We start from the raw sequence: 16075 nt of genomic DNA, 5'->3' as shown, positions 1-16075 counted from the left end.
CGGCATCCGCCGTGCCTGTTTGCTTTTCAGGCCTCGCTGCGGTTGTAGCGGACCTGTTGGCTGTAATAAGCCAGCGTCTGCTCCAGCGTCTCCAGCGTAACCGGTTTCGACAGGCAGTTATCCATACCCGCCTCGAGACAGCGCTGCTTCTCTTCCGCCAGCGCGTTCGCCGTCACGCCGATTACCGGCGCGCTGAACTGCATCTGTCGCAGTTCCTGCGTCAGGCGATAACCGTCCATGTTCGGCATATTGACGTCGGTCAGCACAATATCGACGTGATGCTGTTTCAGTACGCCGAGCGCGTCGACGCCGTCGTTGGCGGTCACCACCTGATACCCCAGCGACCCCAGCTGATCGGACAACAGGCGACGGTTGATCGGATGATCGTCAACCACCAGCAGATGAATATCGCCGTTGTCCGCCGCGCTGGCCTTGGCGGGCACCGGCAGTTGCACCAGCGCCTCTGCCGCGCCGTTGCCGACGCCGAACAACCGGTTGAGCAAGGTCAGCGTTTCTCGCGGCGTGGAAGTGCTGTGCATCCAATAACCCGGCCGGGTTTCCAGCGATGGGCCGATATGCTCGGTAGACAATTGGATCTGAGCCAACAGCGGCGTGTCCAGCATCAGCGGATGATCGCTGAGCATCACCTCGCCGGCGGCAGTCTCTTGGCCGTCATAGCGCTGGATATCGGCGCCGTAGCCCCCCAGAATCGCCATCAGGTAACTTTCCAGCCGCTGATTGCGAATATCCAGCCACAGCCGACGGCCCTGCCAGGTATCGCTGGCCTGCGGGATGGGGAACTGAGCGTTGAACAGCGGGATGCGGATGCTGAACAAGCTACCCAGCCCTGGTTCAGACTCGACGGCGATATCACCGTCCATCAGGTTGATCAGTTTTTCACAGATCGCCAACCCCAGTCCGGTTCCCTGGAAATGACGCTGCACGCCGGTGCCCACCTGGAAGAACGGATCGAACAGGCGCGAAATTTCCTTCTCCGGAATACCGACGCCGGTATCGCGTACGCTGAACTCCAGATAGCTGCCGCGGGTGCAGACCTGCAGCACGATACAGCCGGTATCGGTGAACTTGATGGCGTTGTTCACCAGGTTGGAGAGCACCTGTTGCAGCCGCACCGGATCGCCAAAGATACGCTCTGGCACATTCTGTTCGATAAAGCAGTACAGCCCCAGACGTTTCTTCACCACCAACGGCAAATAGTTGCCGGCGATATGGGTGATTACCTCCAGGCAGGAGAACTCGCGCGGCTCTATCTTCAGCTGCTCGGACTCGATTTTGGAGAAATCGAGAATATCGCTGATGATTTTCAGCAGCAGGCCGGAAGAGTTGTTCATCGCGTTGACCAACCGATCGACCCCTTGCGGCAGCGCCTTGGTTTGCAGCAAATCGAGGTTGCCGATAATGCCGTACAGCGGCGTGCGCAGCTCATGGCTGACGGTGGCCAGGAACATCGATTTGGACTGGCTGGCCTGCTCCGCCGCCGCCGCCATCTCTTGCAGCGACTCTTCCATCTTCACGCGCGCGCTGACGTCCACCAGCACGCAAATCGCCACCTCTTCGTTACGGTAGCGCGAGTGGACAAAGCTGATCTGCAGGTTGTTGTTATTGCTGGTCATCACATCGACGAAATTTGCCTGCTGCTCGCAAATGATGCGCGTAATGCGATCGCGATCTTCGTGGGTCAACAAATTGATATAGTTGTGCGCCAGCTCGTTACTCAGAATATTGGTGCCGTCGCTGATGCGCAGAATACAGATGCCCACCGGCGCCGAGGCGACAATCTTGCGGTTGAACTGCTCGTGCTCTTCCAGGCGGAAAGCGTTGTCCTCCGCCGGCAGGAACATCTTGCGCTCAAACAGCCATGCCAGCGTAAACAGCACGATAGCCGACAGCAGATTCAGCAACAGCGCATTGAGGATCAGCATCTTGAAGCGTTCCACCACGCTTTTCACCGGCAGCGCATAAACGATGCTCAGCGAAGACGGCGGCAGCGCTTTCTTCAGGATCAGATCGCGGTAGTTGTCGACATAACCGAAGTAGGCATGCTCTTCGGGGTAGCTGTTGAGCGAAGCGGCATAGCGATCGCCGTCCGCCAGGCGCAGCACCGGCTCGTTGTTTTCATCCAGCAGCGTGACGCCGATCGGCAGGTTGCCGGCGGTGACGAAATCTTCCAGCCGGACGGTTTGCTCGATCCCCAACAGCGCCTCCAGCTTGTTACCGATATAGATAGGCGCCAGCACATACAGATAACCGACGTCCGGCCGCTGCGCGCTGGGACTAATCCAATACAGGTTGTTGTCTTTGTCCAGGCTCTTGGCATTGCGGTATTTCAGAATGCGCTCGTGCAGCAACTTCAGCATGTTTTCCCGATTGGCGACCGCGTTGCCGCCGCCGAACTCCGCCAGACACAGGCTGTCGCCGCCGATGAAGAACACCCGGTTGAGATCGTAGGCCGCCACGAAGTTCTCTTTCCAATACTGGATCAGGCCACTCAGCGAATCGAGCGAACTGCGGTAGGTGGTGCTCAGCGCACAGTTGGACTCCGGGTACAGCGGGAAGAATTGCGGTGGGCTGCCTTTGCCGGGAAACACGCCGCTGAACATGTCCAGGCTGCTGACCGACCCGTTGAGGCGGTTCTCCGCCATATACTTGATATCGCGGATAATGTCGGCCGAATGGCGGATATAGCCCTGCGCCTGATCAAAATTGAGGTTGTACTCCTGCCGGATGTCCGATTCTTTCTGATGCAGAATATTCAGAATATAAAAGGTGGTGAGCAGCGCTCCCAACGACCACAGCAAAATCGCCAGCACCCGGAACAGATAGCGGGATATCTTCAGCGTAGTTCGAAAAGAGGCTAAGTATTTCAATCGGATACCATACGAAAGTCAGTGACTGCGCGCGTTGTCGCCGGCGCGACGGCCGGCGGCTCGGTGCGCCAATTAAACCATATAACTGAAAAAGGGCCTAGCATCGCTGCCAGGCCCTTTTGTCTCAGTGCATTACGGTGTCGGTATGCCGACGCCCTCACCTTGCTTAAACGTTGTCGTCGTCCATCGGCTCAGCCGCGTCGTCGCCATCGTCCAGCGGCGTGGTGTCTTCTTCCACCGCTTCCGCGCCCGGTTCCAGGCTATCCAGCTCTTCGTCTTCCACCGGCTCAGCCACCCGCTGCAGGCCGACGACGTTTTCGTCTTCCGCCGTGCGGATCAACGTCACGCCCTGGGTGTTACGGCCCACCACGCTGACTTCCGAAACGCGGGTACGCACCAGCGTGCCGGCATCGGTGATCATCATGATCTGGTCGCTGGTTTCCACCTGCACGGCACCAACCACCTGGCCGTTACGCTCGCTCACCTTGATGGAGATAACCCCCTGGGTGGCGCGTGACTTGGTCGGGTACTCGGTCACTGCAGTACGTTTACCGAAGCCGTTTTGCGTGACGGTCAGAATGTCGCCTTCGCCGCGCGGCACGATCAGCGAGATCACGCTGTCGCCTTCGCCGAGGTTGATGCCGCGTACGCCGGTCGCGGTACGGCCCATCGAACGCACCTGCGTTTCCGGGAATCGCACCACTTTACCGTTAGCCGAGAACAGCATGACTTCGTTGCTGCCGTCGGTCAGATCGACACCGATCAGCTCGTCGCCCTCGTTGAGGTTGACGGCGATGATGCCGGCGCTGCGCGGACGGCTGAACTCGGTCAACGCGGTTTTCTTCACGGTACCGCTGGCGGTGGCCATGAACACATGGCGCCCTTCTTCATACTCGCGTACCGGCAGGATGGCGGTGATACGCTCATCGGCTTCCAGCGGCAACAGATTGACGATTGGGCGACCGCGCGCGCCACGGCTGGCTTCAGGCAGTTGGTACACCTTCATCCAGTACAGGCGGCCACGGCTGGAGAAGCACAGGATCGTATCGTGGGTGTTGGCCACCAGCAGGCGATCGATAAAGTCTTCTTCTTTAATACGCGCGGCGGACTTGCCTTTGCCGCCGCGGCGCTGCGCCTCATAGTCGGACAGCGGCTGGTACTTCACGTAGCCCTGGTGAGACAGGGTCACCACCACGTCTTCCTGGTTGATCAGGTCTTCGATGTTGATGTCGGAAGTGTTGGCGGTGATCTCGGTGCGACGGCCGTCGTTGTACAGCTCTTTGACCGCCACCAGCTCTTCGCGGATCACTTCCATCAGGCGCTCTGGGCTTTCCAGAATAAAGATCAGCTCGGCGATGAAGTTGAGCAGCTCTTTATATTCTTCCAGCAGCTTTTCGTGCTCCAGGCCGGTCAGTTTCTGCAGACGCAGATCCAGAATCGCCTGAGCCTGCTGCTCGGTCAGGTAGTACTTGCCGTCGCGGATGCCGAACTCCGGCTCCAGCCACTCAGGGCGGGCGGCGTCGTCACCGGCGCGTTCCAGCATGGCGCTGACGTTGCCCAGATCCCACGGCTGAGCCACCAGCGCGACTTTCGCTTCCGCCGGCGTCGGCGCACGGCGAATCAGCTCGATGATCGGGTCGATGTTGGCGAGCGCGATAGCCAGCGCTTCCAGGATATGGGCGCGATCGCGGGCCTTGCGCAGTTCGAAGATGGTGCGACGGGTAACCACTTCGCGGCGGTGGCGCACGAAGGCTACGAGGATGTCTTTCAGGTTCAGCAGCTTAGGCTGCCCCTGATGCAGCGCGACCATGTTGATGCCGAAGGTGACCTGCAGTTGCGTCAGCGCATACAGGTTGTTCAGCACCACTTCGCCGACCGCGTCGCGTTTGACTTCGATCACGATGCGCATGCCGTCTTTATCGGACTCGTCGCGCAGCGCGCTGATGCCTTCCACGCGTTTTTCTTTCACCAGCTCGGCGATCTTCTCGATCAAACGCGCCTTGTTCACCTGATACGGGATCTCGTGAACGATGATGGTTTCACGCCCGGTCTTGGCGTCGGCTTCCACTTCCGCGCGCGCGCGCAGGTAGATTTTGCCGCGCCCGGTGCGGTAGGCCTCTTCAATACCGCGGCGGCCGTTGATGATCGCCGCCGTCGGGAAATCTGGCCCCGGAATGTGTTCCATCAGCCCTTCGATGCTGATGTTTTCATCGTCGATATAGGCCAGGCAGCCGTTGACGACTTCCGCCAGGTTGTGCGGCGGAATATTGGTGGCCATGCCCACGGCAATGCCCGATGCGCCGTTAACCAGCAGGTTCGGGATCTTGGTCGGCATGACGGCCGGGATCTGCTCGGTGCCATCGTAGTTAGGCACGAAGTCGACGGTTTCTTTTTCCAGATCCGCCAACAGTTCGTGAGCAATCTTGGACATGCGCACTTCGGTATAACGCATCGCCGCGGCGGAGTCGCCGTCGACGGAACCGAAGTTACCCTGACCGTCCACCAGCATGTAGCGCAGTGAAAACGGCTGAGCCATACGCACGATAGTGTCGTAAACCGCGCTGTCACCGTGCGGGTGATATTTACCGATCACGTCCCCGACGACACGGGCCGATTTCTTGTATGGTTTATTCCAGTCGTTACCCAATACGCTCATCGCGTACAGAACGCGGCGGTGAACCGGCTTCAGTCCATCACGAACATCTGGCAGCGCACGTCCGACAATAACGGACATCGCATAGTCCAGATACGAGTTTTTCAACTCGTCTTCGATGTTTACCGGTGTGATTTCTCTGGCAAGGTCGCTCATGGAGCTGCTATCCCTCTACTAATGATTCATCTGCCCGCTGCCATAGTGGCAAAGGTGTAAAACTATATCACAAAGCACGCTTTACGGGAAAATAACCGCCGCTGTTTCACGGAAATTGTGCAGATAAGTGCGCTAAAAACGCATCGGCGCAGACGATGCCGCGCCGGAACATGTATAATCCGCGCAACGAGAACAAGGAGCCAGACCCGCCCATGAACGCAGAATCATCCAGCCGAGTGCAAAACGTTGACCACCAGGAAATCGCCAAGTTCGAGGCCGTCGCCTCCCGCTGGTGGGATCTGGAAGGCGAGTTCAAACCGCTGCACCGCATCAACCCGCTGCGCCTGAACTACATCATGCAGCGCGCCGGCGGCATTTTTGACAAGCAGGTGCTCGACGTGGGCTGCGGCGGCGGCATTCTGGCGGAAAGCATGGCGCGCGAAGGGGCGCAGGTGACCGGCCTCGACATGGGTGCGGAGCCGCTGCAGGTCGCCCGGCTGCACGCGCTGGAAAGCGGCGTCAATGTGACTTACGTGCAGGAAACGGTGGAAAGCCACGCTCAGGCCAATCCGCAGCGCTACGACGTGGTCACCTGTATGGAGATGCTGGAGCACGTGCCCGATCCGGCCTCGGTGGTGCGCGCCTGCGCCCATCTGGTGAAACCGGGCGGCCACGTGTTCTTCTCCACTATCAACCGCAACACCAAAGCCTGGCTGATGGCGGTGATCGGCGCCGAGTACGTGTTGAAGATGGTGCCGCAGGGCACCCACGATCATAAGAAGTTCATTCGCCCGTCCGAACTGATCGGCTGGGTCGACGGCACGCCGCTGCGCGAAAAGCATATGATCGGCCTGCATTACAACCCGATCACCGATCATTTCAAGCTTGGGCGCAACGTTGACGTGAACTACATGGTACACACCCAGCACGAAGGCTAAGCGCTGTAAACCGCGCCGCCCCTGCATTATCGGGGTGCGGCGCCCACGCGGCATTAGGAAAAATACCTAATTTCCGCGACTTCGATCAAAATAGCCGTTGTAAACAGTTTTTTAGAATATTAAATCAGATCAATATGCCGTTTTTTTCTAACGTTTAATAAAGCGCCAAACGATCGGTTTTTTCAGTTTTTCAGTAAAATCTGATCGCGCTTATTGACAAGCTTGTCGCACCAGTCACGGCGCGCACTGCGAACGGCAAGTGGCATTTCACCCCCAAGTTATCCACAAATTAGGCCGGTTTTGTTCACTTGCAAACGCCGTTTTTTCTCACTATCTTGTTACCTCACCGACATACAACCCCTATATATAGTGTTTACATACTGAGCAGAGCGACTACACTTCTGCTTAGGGGCACCATACGGACAGGTAAAACACCACATGAACCAAAGTCTGCTTGTAACTAAACGCGATGGCCGTAAAGAGCGCATCAATCTCGACAAAATCCACCGGGTCATCGATTGGGCCGCAGAGGGATTACACAACGTCTCGGTTTCTCAAGTAGAGTTGCGTTCACACATTCAGTTTTATGACGGCATCAAAACCGCCGACATTCACGAAACCATCATCAAAGCCGCAGCCGATCTGATCTCCCGCGACGCGCCGGACTATCAGTACCTGGCCGCTCGCCTGGCGATCTTCCACCTGCGTAAAAAGGCTTATGGCCAATTCGAGCCGCCGAAGCTGCTCGCGCACGTGAGCCGCATGGTCGAGATGGGCAAATACGATAAACATCTGCTGGAAGACTACAGCGCTGAAGAGTTCGAGCAGATGGATTCCTTTATCGATCATTGGCGCGACATGAATTTCTCTTATGCCGCCGTCAAGCAGCTGGAAGGCAAGTATCTGGTGCAGAACCGCGTCAGCGGCGAGATCTACGAAAGCGCCCAGTTTCTGTACATGCTGGTGTCCGCGTGCCTGTTTTCCAACTACCCGCGTGAAACCCGTCTGGACTACGTCAAACGCTTCTACGACGCGATTTCCACCTTCAAGATTTCGCTGCCTACGCCGATCATGTCCGGCGTGCGCACCCCAACCCGCCAGTTCAGCTCCTGCGTGCTGATCGAGTGCGGTGACAGCCTGGACTCCATCAACGCCACCTCCAGCGCCATTGTGAAATACGTTTCGCAACGCGCCGGCATCGGCATCAACGCCGGCCGCATCCGCGCGCTGGGCAGCCCGATCCGTGGCGGTGAAGCCTTCCATACCGGCTGTATCCCGTTCTACAAACACTTCCAGACCGCCGTCAAATCCTGCTCGCAGGGCGGCGTACGCGGTGGCGCGGCAACGCTGTTCTACCCGATGTGGCACCTGGAAGTGGAAAGCCTGCTGGTGTTGAAAAACAACCGTGGCGTTGAAGGCAACCGCGTGCGTCACATGGACTACGGCGTGCAGCTGAACCGTCTGATGTACCAGCGTCTGATCAAGGGCGAAGACATCACCCTGTTCAGCCCGTCCGACGTGCCGGGGCTGTATGACGCGTTCTTCGCCGATCAGGACGAATTCGAGCGTCTGTACACCCAGTACGAGAAAGACGACAGCATTCGCCAGAAGCGCGTGAAAGCGGTTGAGCTGTTCTCTCTGATGATGCAAGAGCGCGCCTCTACCGGCCGTATCTACATCCAGAACGTCGACCACTGCAACACCCACAGCCCGTTCGATCCGCAGATCGCGCCGGTGCGTCAGTCCAACCTGTGCCTGGAAATCGCCCTGCCGACCAAGCCGCTGGAAGACGTCAACGACGAAAACGGCGAGATTGCGCTGTGCACCCTGTCCGCCTTCAACCTGGGCGCGATCGACAGCCTGGACGATCTGGAAGAGTTGGCAACCCTGGCGGTGCGTTCACTCGATGCCCTGCTGGATTACCAGGATTATCCGATCAAGGCTGCGCACCGTGGCGCGATGGGCCGCCGCACCCTGGGCATCGGCGTCATCAACTTCGCTTATTACCTGGCGAAGAACGGCGTACGCTACTCCGACGGCAGCGCCAACAACCTGACGCACAAAACGTTCGAAGCCATTCAGTACTACCTGCTGAAAGCCTCCAACCGTCTGGCTCAGGAACAAGGCGCTTGCCCGTGGTTCAAAGAGACCACTTATTCGCAGGGTATCCTGCCGATCGACACCTACAAGAAAGACCTGGATGCTGTCTGCAACGAGCCGCTGCACTACGACTGGGAAACCCTGCGTAAAGAGATCCAGGAAACCGGCCTGCGCAACTCGACGCTGTCTGCCCTGATGCCATCGGAAACCTCTTCGCAGATTTCCAACGCCACCAACGGCATTGAGCCGCCGCGCGGCCACATCAGCATCAAGGCGTCGAAAGACGGCATCCTGCGCCAGGTGGTGCCGGAGTATGAGCGTCTGAAAGACAACTACGAGCTGCTGTGGGAAATGCCGAGCAACGACGGCTATCTGCAGCTGGTGGGGTTGATGCAGAAATTCATCGACCAGTCGATTTCGGCCAACACCAACTACGATCCGACCCGCTTCCCGGGCGGCAAGGTGCCGATGAAGCAGCTGTTGAAAGACCTGCTCACCACCTACAAGTTCGGTGTGAAAACGCTGTACTACCAAAACACCCGCGACGGAGCGGAAGACGCCCAGGAAGATTTGCAGCCTGCCAAGGCCGGCGATGACGACTGCGAAAGCGGCGCCTGCAAGATCTAAAGTTTGACCTAGCGGGCCGGAATTTTCCGGCCCCTTCATTTAGCCACGTTACGATGGATTCAGGCTTATGGCTTACACCACTTTTTCTCAGACCAAAAACGACCAGCTGCAAGAGCCGATGTTCTTCGGCCAGTCGGTAAACGTTGCGCGTTTCGACCAGCAAAAGCATGAAATCTTCGAAAAGCTGATCGAAAAACAGCTCTCCTTCTTCTGGCGCCCGGAAGAAGTTGACGTCTCCCGCGATCGCATCGATTACCAGGCGCTGCCGGAGCACGAGAAGCACATCTTCATCAGCAACCTGAAGTATCAGACGCTGCTGGATTCCATCCAGGGTCGCAGCCCGAACGTCGCCCTGCTGCCGCTGATCTCGATCCCTGAGCTGGAAACCTGGGTGGAAACCTGGTCGTTCTCCGAGACCATCCACTCCCGTTCCTACACTCACATCATCCGCAATATCGTCAACGATCCGGCGCTGGTGTTCGACGACATCGTCACCAACGAAGAGATCAAGAAGCGCGCGAAAGACATTTCCGGCTACTACGACGATCTGATCGAGATGACCAGCTACTATCACCTGCTGGGTGAAGGCACCCACCAGGTGAACGGTAAAACCGTCACCGTCAATCTGCGTGCGCTGAAAAAGCAGCTGTACCTGTGCCTGATGAGCGTGAACGCGCTGGAAGCGATCCGCTTCTACGTCAGCTTTGCCTGCTCCTTCGCGTTCGCCGAGCGCGAACTGATGGAAGGCAACGCCAAAATCATCAAGCTGATCGCCCGCGACGAAGCGCTGCACCTGACCGGCACCCAGCACATGCTGAACCTGATGCGTTCCGGCGCCGACGATCCGGAAATGGCGGAGATCGCCGAAGAATGTCAGCAGCAGTGCTACGATCTGTTCGTGCTGGCCGCCCAGCAGGAAAAAGAGTGGGCGGAATACCTGTTCCGCGACGGCTCGATGATCGGCCTGAACAAAGACATCCTGTGCCAGTATGTGGAGTACATTACCAATATCCGCATGCAGGCGGTCGGCCTCGGTCTGCCGTTCGAAACTCGTTCCAACCCGATCCCGTGGATCAATGCCTGGTTGGTGTCCGACAACGTGCAGGTGGCGCCGCAGGAAGTGGAAGTGAGCTCCTACCTGGTTGGCCAGATCGACTCGGAGATCAACGCCGACGACCTGAGCGACTTCGAACTGTAAGCGATGGCGACGCCAATCGTAACGCTGCGCGCCGCCGGCACGCAGCTCTCCTGCCCCAACAGTGAAAACTGCCTGCTCGACGTGCTGGAACTGCACGACGTGCAGGTGGAGTACCAATGCCGCTCCGGCTATTGCGGTGCCTGCCGCCTGAAGCTGGTGAAAGGTGAAGTGACCTACCGCCAGCAGCCGCTGGCGTTTATCAACGCCGGCGAGATCCTGCCCTGCTGCTGTATGCCGCTGACGGATATCGAGCTGGAAATGTAAAGTCGGGTGCCGGAAACCGCGCCTGGAGACCAGAAGGCGGGGTTGCCCCCGCCCTATGATTACCGCTTCACCTCACACGCCAACCTGATCAGGATAGTGATATTTTCCTGGTAGATTTTCAGCTCGCACAGCGAGTCTCTTATCATCCAGATAAATAACAAAACCGTAATACATACAACGGTTAGCGAGTGAAACACATGCCTTAAGCGCATGCTTGCCTCCTTGCTGTGAAGGGGCTACCATAACGGTGTCTAGGCGTTAGGGCAGCCCCATTCTGATTGAGAGTCAGTTTGGGGCTTTCATCTATCCGCCTTGTCACACAATGCCCAAGACGAACAGTCTCAAGCACCCGCCAAAAGAGTAACAGCATTCCCTCGCCGCGAATATCCCCTATAAGATTATGATTAATCAGGGATATATAACTATCCTCAAAGTATTTCGCTTAGCGCCCCTTTCCTGCCGATGCGGAAAAATAACGCGCCGGAGAATCGCCAAAGGCTTTGCGAAACATGGCGATAAAATTGCTCGGCGAGGCATACCCCAGCGTTTCCGCAATCTGCAACACCGTTTCACCTTCGGCCAGCTTCGCCAATGCATATGACAACCGAGCCTGCTGGCGCCACTGGGCAAAACTCAGCCCCGTTTCGCCTATCATCAGCCGGCGCAGGGTACGCGGTGACATCGCCCCCCATTCGGCCCAGGCTTCCAGCGAACGCTCGCTCCCCGGCTGCGCCAGCAAGGCCTGCAGAACGCCGGCCAGGCGCGGATGGGACGACATCGGCAAATGCAGTGGTTCCGTCGGCGCCAAACGTATCTCGTCCCGCATCACCTGCGCCATGCGATCCTGCTCCAGGGTGAGCGCGCTGCGCTTGTCCCAGCCTTCTGCTCGCTGAGCCAGCGCCTGCAGCACGGCGCTAATGCCGATGACGCAGGGTACATTCGACAGATCGTTGCAGGCCTCCGGCGCCAGCAGCAAACTCCAGCCGCTCAGCGCGCCGCAGACCTGCACCCGGTGCTGCGTCGCCGGTGGGATCCAACCCGCCCGCTGCGGCGGCAGCACCCAATCGCCGTGCGCCGTGCGTACATGCAGCAAGCCGCTTTCGACGCACAGCAGCTGCCCGCGCACATGCTGATGCCAGTCGTATTCGCGCGTGCCCAACCGATACTCCCGGCCTGCCGCGTCGCGGCCGCCAAGGGCGATCAGCCAGGGGCCCGCCTGCCATTCGCTGCAGTCAGCGTCGGCGAAGTGAGGGTTATCGTTCATATTGGCCACTTATCACTATTTTTAGTCCAGATACCGTTATATCAACCTTTTCCTGCGCCGACATAATGAAATGCTTCCGGCCGCTCCCGTTTGTGGCCACTGACTCACGAGGGAACATGATGACAACACTCAGCATTGGCATTATCGGCGCCGGACCCGGCGGTCTGTGTCTGGCTCAGGGGCTGCGCCGCTTCGGCATCCACGCCACGGTGTTTGAACGTGACACCACACCGCAAGCGCGCGAGCAGGGCTACCGGCTACGCATCGATCCGACGGGCCAGCAGGCGCTGGCCGCCTGTCTGCCGCCGGCGCACTTCCGGTTGCTCTGCGCCGGCAGCGCGCAAAACAGCGGCGAGAGCAATCTCTGGGATCCGCAGCTTGCCCTGCTCAACGCCCGACGCCCTGAGCACTGGCTGCCCTCCAGCCAGCGGCAGGCACAGGAACCAAGCGGCGATCTCGGCGTTCATCGGCAAACGCTGCGCGAAATCCTGCTCGCCGGTCTGCAAGATCGGGTGCGCTTCGGCTATACCCTGCGTGAGTTTGCACAAACGTCACAGGGTGTGGAACTTCAGTTCGCCAACGGCGGGCAAGTACAGGTCGATGTGCTGATCGCCGCCGACGGCGTCAACTCGCTGGTCCGGCGGCGCTGCCTGCCCGAGGCGGGGCCCGAAGACAGCGGCGCGGTCACCCTCTACGGCAAAACGCCGCTCGACGCGGCGACCCGGGCCCAATTGGCCCCCGAATTGTTGCGCGGCGTGTCGGTCGTCTTCGCCGACGGCTTGTCGCTGGTGATTGAACCGATGCGCTTTCAGGCGCCCATGGCGCAGTTGGCGGCCGACTACGCGCCCGATTGCCGCCTCACCCCGGTCGACGACTATCTCTATTGGGCCTGTATCGGATCGGCTGAACGGCTCGGCGGGCCGGCACGGGCGGAGGGCAGCGCTGCGCTGCAGACGCGTGTACGGCATATCTCGCAGGGATGGGCGCCCGCCTTGCAAACGGCGTTAGCGCTGGCGGATCCCCAGTCACTCAGCGTGCGGGCGGTGCAGGTCACGAAGGCGATGCCGGTGTGGCACAGCGAACGCATCGCCTTTCTCGGCGACGCCGTGCACGCCATGAGCCCGGCGGGCGGGCTTGGCGCCAACACCGCCTTGGCGGACGCCGCCAGCCTGGCGACGCATCTGGCGCAAGCCGGCAGCGCCGCGCAGGCGCTCAGGGACTACGGTCTGGAACTGCACGTACGGGGCGCCGCGGCGATACGCCTGTCACGGCTGGCGTCCGAACGGCTGCAGCAAAGCCGTGACGCCGGCAACTCGGCGCCATGACCGTCACTCGATAATTTCCACTACCTCCAGCCAGGCGTTTTTACCGCACGCCTGGCCCCCATTCAGCCAGCGGCGCAGCATATCCAGCGCCAGCATCGCCACCGACTCCTGACGCAGCCGCAGGCCGTGGCGCGACGCACGATAACGCACGGTCTGGCCAATACCGCCGCGCGGCGTGTGCAGCGCAATGCTCACCTGCTCATCGCGCATGGCGCTGACCGCCAACGCCAACGGCGCACCGGTCAACTCCGCCAGCGAGCGGGCGCGGGCCAGCGTCGTTTCCAGCGCTTCGATACAGTGCGCCGGCAGCAGCTCACCCCCCGCCAGTGGCGCGCCCTCGCTTTGCAGCTGCAGATTGATCAACCCGCCGCTGAATTGCTCGCTCAACGCCAGCTTCAGCCCTTGCTGACTCAGCCGCTGCGTTAACAACGCCGGCAACCCGACGGTGCCTTCAAAAATGCAGTTGTCCCCCGCCACTTCGCGCACGCGCCGCCATGCCTGCTCCATTTCCGCACGCCGGCTTTCCGGCCCGGTCAGCTTCAGTTCGATAATCGGGCTGGACGAGCGGTAACCCAGCACCACTTCCGGCGGCAGCGGCATGCCATCCAGCTCGGCGGCCAGATCGCTCTCGGAGGTGCCGAACGTCGTCAGGCGCAGGCACAGCGGCGGCGCCGGTAAGGTGAAGCGCTGGCGCAGGCGCGGCACGATCTGCTGTTCGACCATCACTTTGAATTCCGACGGCACGCCGGGGGTGAAGAACATCTGACATTTGTTCAGTTGCAATGCGAAACCGCAGGCGGTACCCACCGGGTTATCCAGCATTTCCGCGTTGGCCGGGATCTGCGCCTGCTTGCGATTGGAAGGGGCCATCGGCCGCCCACGCTCGGCGAAATAGGCTTCCATGCGCGCCAGCCAGTCGGCCCGTTCGACCAGCTCTACGCCACAGGCTTTCGCGGCGGCCAGCGCGCTGAGATCGTCACTGGTCGGCCCCAGGCCGCCGTTGACGATCAGCACATCGGCAATATGGCTTCGTTCCTGCAGGATCTCGATCAACGCAGAGAGGCTGTCCCCGACCGTTTCACGCCCGCTCATCGGCACCCCCTGCTGGAACAGGTAGTCCGCCAGCCAGGCGGCGTTGGTATCAATAATTTGCCCGTGCAGCACCTCATCGCCGGTGCTGAGCATCTCCACCCTTAACATTGATCTCTCCCACATTTTTTGGTCATTCCACTATAGAAGCCCGTAAATAACTTTTCACTAGCCGCCTGCGGATAATTTCAGCCATGGCTCCGTTTCTCATGTGCCATGCCGGCCCGCGAGATGTAAACATTAGTGTACGGCGTGCGTAACGTCGGTTTGACACAAATTAGGGCTTCCACTATCCTGCCATCCTCATAAATCGTTACCTATAATTTTCAAAATCTTTCGGCTGGTAGAGAAAAAACGTGAAGAATCGCACTCTTGGCAGTGTTTTTATCGTGGCGGGCACCACCATTGGCGCCGGAATGCTGGCGATGCCGCTGGCGGCAGCCGGCGTCGGTTTCGGCGTCACGCTGGCCTTACTGGTCGGGCTGTGGCTGTTGATGTGTTACACCGCGCTGTTACTGGTGGAGGTTTACCAGCATGAGCAGGCGGATACCGGTCTGGGCACGCTCGCCAAACGTTATCTCGGCGGCGGCGGCCAGTGGCTGACCAGCTTCAGCATGATGTTCCTGATGTACGCCCTCACCGCCGCCTATATCAGCGGCGCCGGCGAATTGCTCGCCACCAGCATCAGCCAATGGACGTCGCAGGACTTCCCGGTGTCGCTCGGCGTCCTGCTGTTCACCCTGGTGGCCGGCGGCGTGGTGTGCATCGGCACCCACTCGGTCGACTTGTTCAACCGCATCCTGTTCAGCGCCAAAGTGGTGTTCCTGGTGGTGATGCTCGGCCTGATGTTGCCGAATATCCACCAGACCAATCTGATGACGTTGCCGCTGGAGCAAGGCCTGGCGCTGTCGGCCATTCCAGTGATCTTCACCTCTTTCGGCTTCCACGGCAGCGTGCCGAGCATCGTCAACTACATGGGCGGCAACATTCGCAAACTGCGTTGGGTGTTTATCATCGGCAGCGCGATCCCACTGATCGCCTATATCTTCTGGCAGCTGGCGACGTTGGGCAGCATCAGCTCCGACACCTTCGTCGGCATCCTGGCTCAGCAGGCCGGGCTAAACGGCCTGTTGCAGGCGGTGCGTGATGCAGTAGCTTCACCGCACGTTGAACTGGCGGTGCACCTGTTCGCCGATCTGGCGCTGGCGACCTCGTTCCTCGGCGTCGCGCTCGGGCTGTTCGATTTCCTGGCCGACCTGTTCAAGCGTCAAGATAACGTGCGTGGCCGCCTGCAAACCGGCGCCATCACCTTCCTGCCGCCGCTGGCCTTCGCGCTGTTCTATCCGCGCGGCTTCGTGCTGGCGCTGGGATTCGCCGCCATCGCCCTGTCGGTGCTGGCGCTGCTGCTGCCTTCCTTGCTGGTGTGGAAAACCCGCCAAAAACATCAGGCGCAGTACCGTGTCTGGGGCGGTACGCCGGCGCTGGCGTTGGTGTTTGTCTGCGGGGTAACGGTGATCGCCATTCAACTGGGCATCGCCAGCGGCATGCTGCCGGCGGTGGGGTAACAGATAAC

General features: G+C 59.6%; 11 protein-coding genes. 6 read left to right on the top strand and 5 right to left on the bottom strand.

The features are described 5' to 3' along the window. Window positions 1-26: 26 nt before the first annotated feature. Both rcsC and gyrA read right to left on the bottom strand, forming a co-directional pair. Window positions 27-2888: a two-component system sensor histidine kinase RcsC gene (gene rcsC / locus FUU19_RS19430; protein WP_230490663.1), complete on the bottom strand. Its 2862-nt coding sequence runs from the start codon at window positions 2886-2888 to the stop codon at window positions 27-29. A 166-nt stretch (window positions 2889-3054) separates the two neighbouring features. After that, entirely contained in the window at window positions 3055-5697 is a 2643-nt protein-coding gene (gene gyrA, locus FUU19_RS19425; RefSeq protein WP_141967622.1) for a DNA topoisomerase (ATP-hydrolyzing) subunit A, read from the bottom strand. A 212-nt stretch (window positions 5698-5909) separates the two neighbouring features. Between gyrA and ubiG the strand changes: the two genes are divergently transcribed. The 4 genes from ubiG (at window position 5910) to yfaE (ending at window position 10824) form a co-directional block, all read left to right on the top strand. Continuing rightward, window positions 5910-6635, top strand: a complete 726-nt coding sequence (gene ubiG / locus FUU19_RS19420) for a bifunctional 2-polyprenyl-6-hydroxyphenol methylase/3-demethylubiquinol 3-O-methyltransferase UbiG (protein ID WP_043136511.1) — start codon at window positions 5910-5912, stop codon at window positions 6633-6635. 438 nt (window positions 6636-7073) lie between these two features. After that, window positions 7074-9362: a class 1a ribonucleoside-diphosphate reductase subunit alpha gene (gene nrdA, locus FUU19_RS19415; RefSeq protein WP_141967620.1), complete on the top strand. Its 2289-nt coding sequence runs from the start codon at window positions 7074-7076 to the stop codon at window positions 9360-9362. A 67-nt stretch (window positions 9363-9429) separates the two neighbouring features. Next, a complete protein-coding gene (gene nrdB / locus FUU19_RS19410) occupies window positions 9430-10560 on the top strand; it encodes a class Ia ribonucleoside-diphosphate reductase subunit beta (RefSeq protein WP_019453694.1) in 1131 nt (376 codons plus the stop codon). A gap of 3 nt (window positions 10561-10563) precedes the next feature. Then, window positions 10564-10824: a class I ribonucleotide reductase maintenance protein YfaE gene (yfaE, locus tag FUU19_RS19405; RefSeq protein ID WP_025303642.1), complete on the top strand. Its 261-nt coding sequence runs from the start codon at window positions 10564-10566 to the stop codon at window positions 10822-10824. Window positions 10825-10883: 59 nt separating this feature from the next. Here the strand turns inward: yfaE and FUU19_RS24705 are convergent, their stop codons facing one another. Together FUU19_RS24705 and FUU19_RS19395 are read right to left on the bottom strand one after the other, a co-directional pair. Beyond that, window positions 10884-11036: a Hok/Gef family protein gene (locus FUU19_RS24705; RefSeq protein ID WP_004935921.1), complete on the bottom strand. Its 153-nt coding sequence runs from the start codon at window positions 11034-11036 to the stop codon at window positions 10884-10886. 230 nt (window positions 11037-11266) lie between these two features. Next, window positions 11267-12088, bottom strand: coding sequence for an AraC family transcriptional regulator (locus tag FUU19_RS19395; RefSeq protein WP_197768153.1), 822 nt, complete (start codon window positions 12086-12088; stop codon window positions 11267-11269). A gap of 116 nt (window positions 12089-12204) precedes the next feature. Here FUU19_RS19395 and FUU19_RS19390 point away from each other — a divergent pair, with 116 nt between their 5' ends. Continuing rightward, the gene (locus FUU19_RS19390) at window positions 12205-13413 is read left to right on the top strand and encodes an FAD-dependent oxidoreductase (protein WP_230507319.1); all 1209 of its coding nucleotides are present in this window, start codon (window positions 12205-12207) and stop codon (window positions 13411-13413) included. Window positions 13414-13416: 3 nt separating this feature from the next. Here the strand turns inward: FUU19_RS19390 and FUU19_RS19385 are convergent, their stop codons facing one another. Beyond that, the gene (locus tag FUU19_RS19385; RefSeq protein WP_230490660.1) at window positions 13417-14613 is read right to left on the bottom strand and encodes a nicotinamide mononucleotide deamidase-related protein YfaY; all 1197 of its coding nucleotides are present in this window, start codon (window positions 14611-14613) and stop codon (window positions 13417-13419) included. Window positions 14614-14858: 245 nt separating this feature from the next. Here FUU19_RS19385 and tyrP point away from each other — a divergent pair, with 245 nt between their 5' ends. After that, window positions 14859-16067 carry a tyrosine transporter TyrP gene (tyrP, locus tag FUU19_RS19380; protein ID WP_004935940.1) on the top strand — a complete coding sequence of 403 codons (1209 nt, stop codon included), beginning with the start codon at window positions 14859-14861 and terminating at the stop codon, window positions 16065-16067. The last annotated feature ends 8 nt before the right edge of the window (window positions 16068-16075 follow it).

This window comes from Serratia montpellierensis (assembly GCF_020858655.1).
In the GTDB taxonomy this organism is placed as follows: Bacteria; Pseudomonadota; Gammaproteobacteria; order Enterobacterales; family Enterobacteriaceae; genus Serratia; species Serratia montpellierensis.
This window is presented reverse-complemented; position numbering and strand designations above follow the sequence as displayed.

Excerpts from the sequence above, each read along its gene's own strand:
- gyrA (WP_141967622.1), bottom strand. The coding sequence starts at position 5,697 with ATGAGCGACCTTGCCAGAGAAATCACACCGGTAAACATCGAAGACGAG.
- ubiG (WP_043136511.1), top strand. The coding sequence starts at position 5,910 with ATGAACGCAGAATCATCCAGCCGAGTGCAAAACGTTGACCACCAGGAA.
- nrdA (WP_141967620.1), top strand. The coding sequence starts at position 7,074 with ATGAACCAAAGTCTGCTTGTAACTAAACGCGATGGCCGTAAAGAGCGC.
- nrdB (WP_019453694.1), top strand. The coding sequence starts at position 9,430 with ATGGCTTACACCACTTTTTCTCAGACCAAAAACGACCAGCTGCAAGAG.
- yfaE (WP_025303642.1), top strand. The coding sequence starts at position 10,564 with ATGGCGACGCCAATCGTAACGCTGCGCGCCGCCGGCACGCAGCTCTCC.
- FUU19_RS24705 (WP_004935921.1), bottom strand. The coding sequence starts at position 11,036 with ATGCGCTTAAGGCATGTGTTTCACTCGCTAACCGTTGTATGTATTACG.
- FUU19_RS19395 (WP_197768153.1), bottom strand. The coding sequence starts at position 12,088 with ATGAACGATAACCCTCACTTCGCCGACGCTGACTGCAGCGAATGGCAG.
- FUU19_RS19390 (WP_230507319.1), top strand. The coding sequence starts at position 12,205 with ATGATGACAACACTCAGCATTGGCATTATCGGCGCCGGACCCGGCGGT.
- FUU19_RS19385 (WP_230490660.1), bottom strand. The coding sequence starts at position 14,613 with ATGTTAAGGGTGGAGATGCTCAGCACCGGCGATGAGGTGCTGCACGGG.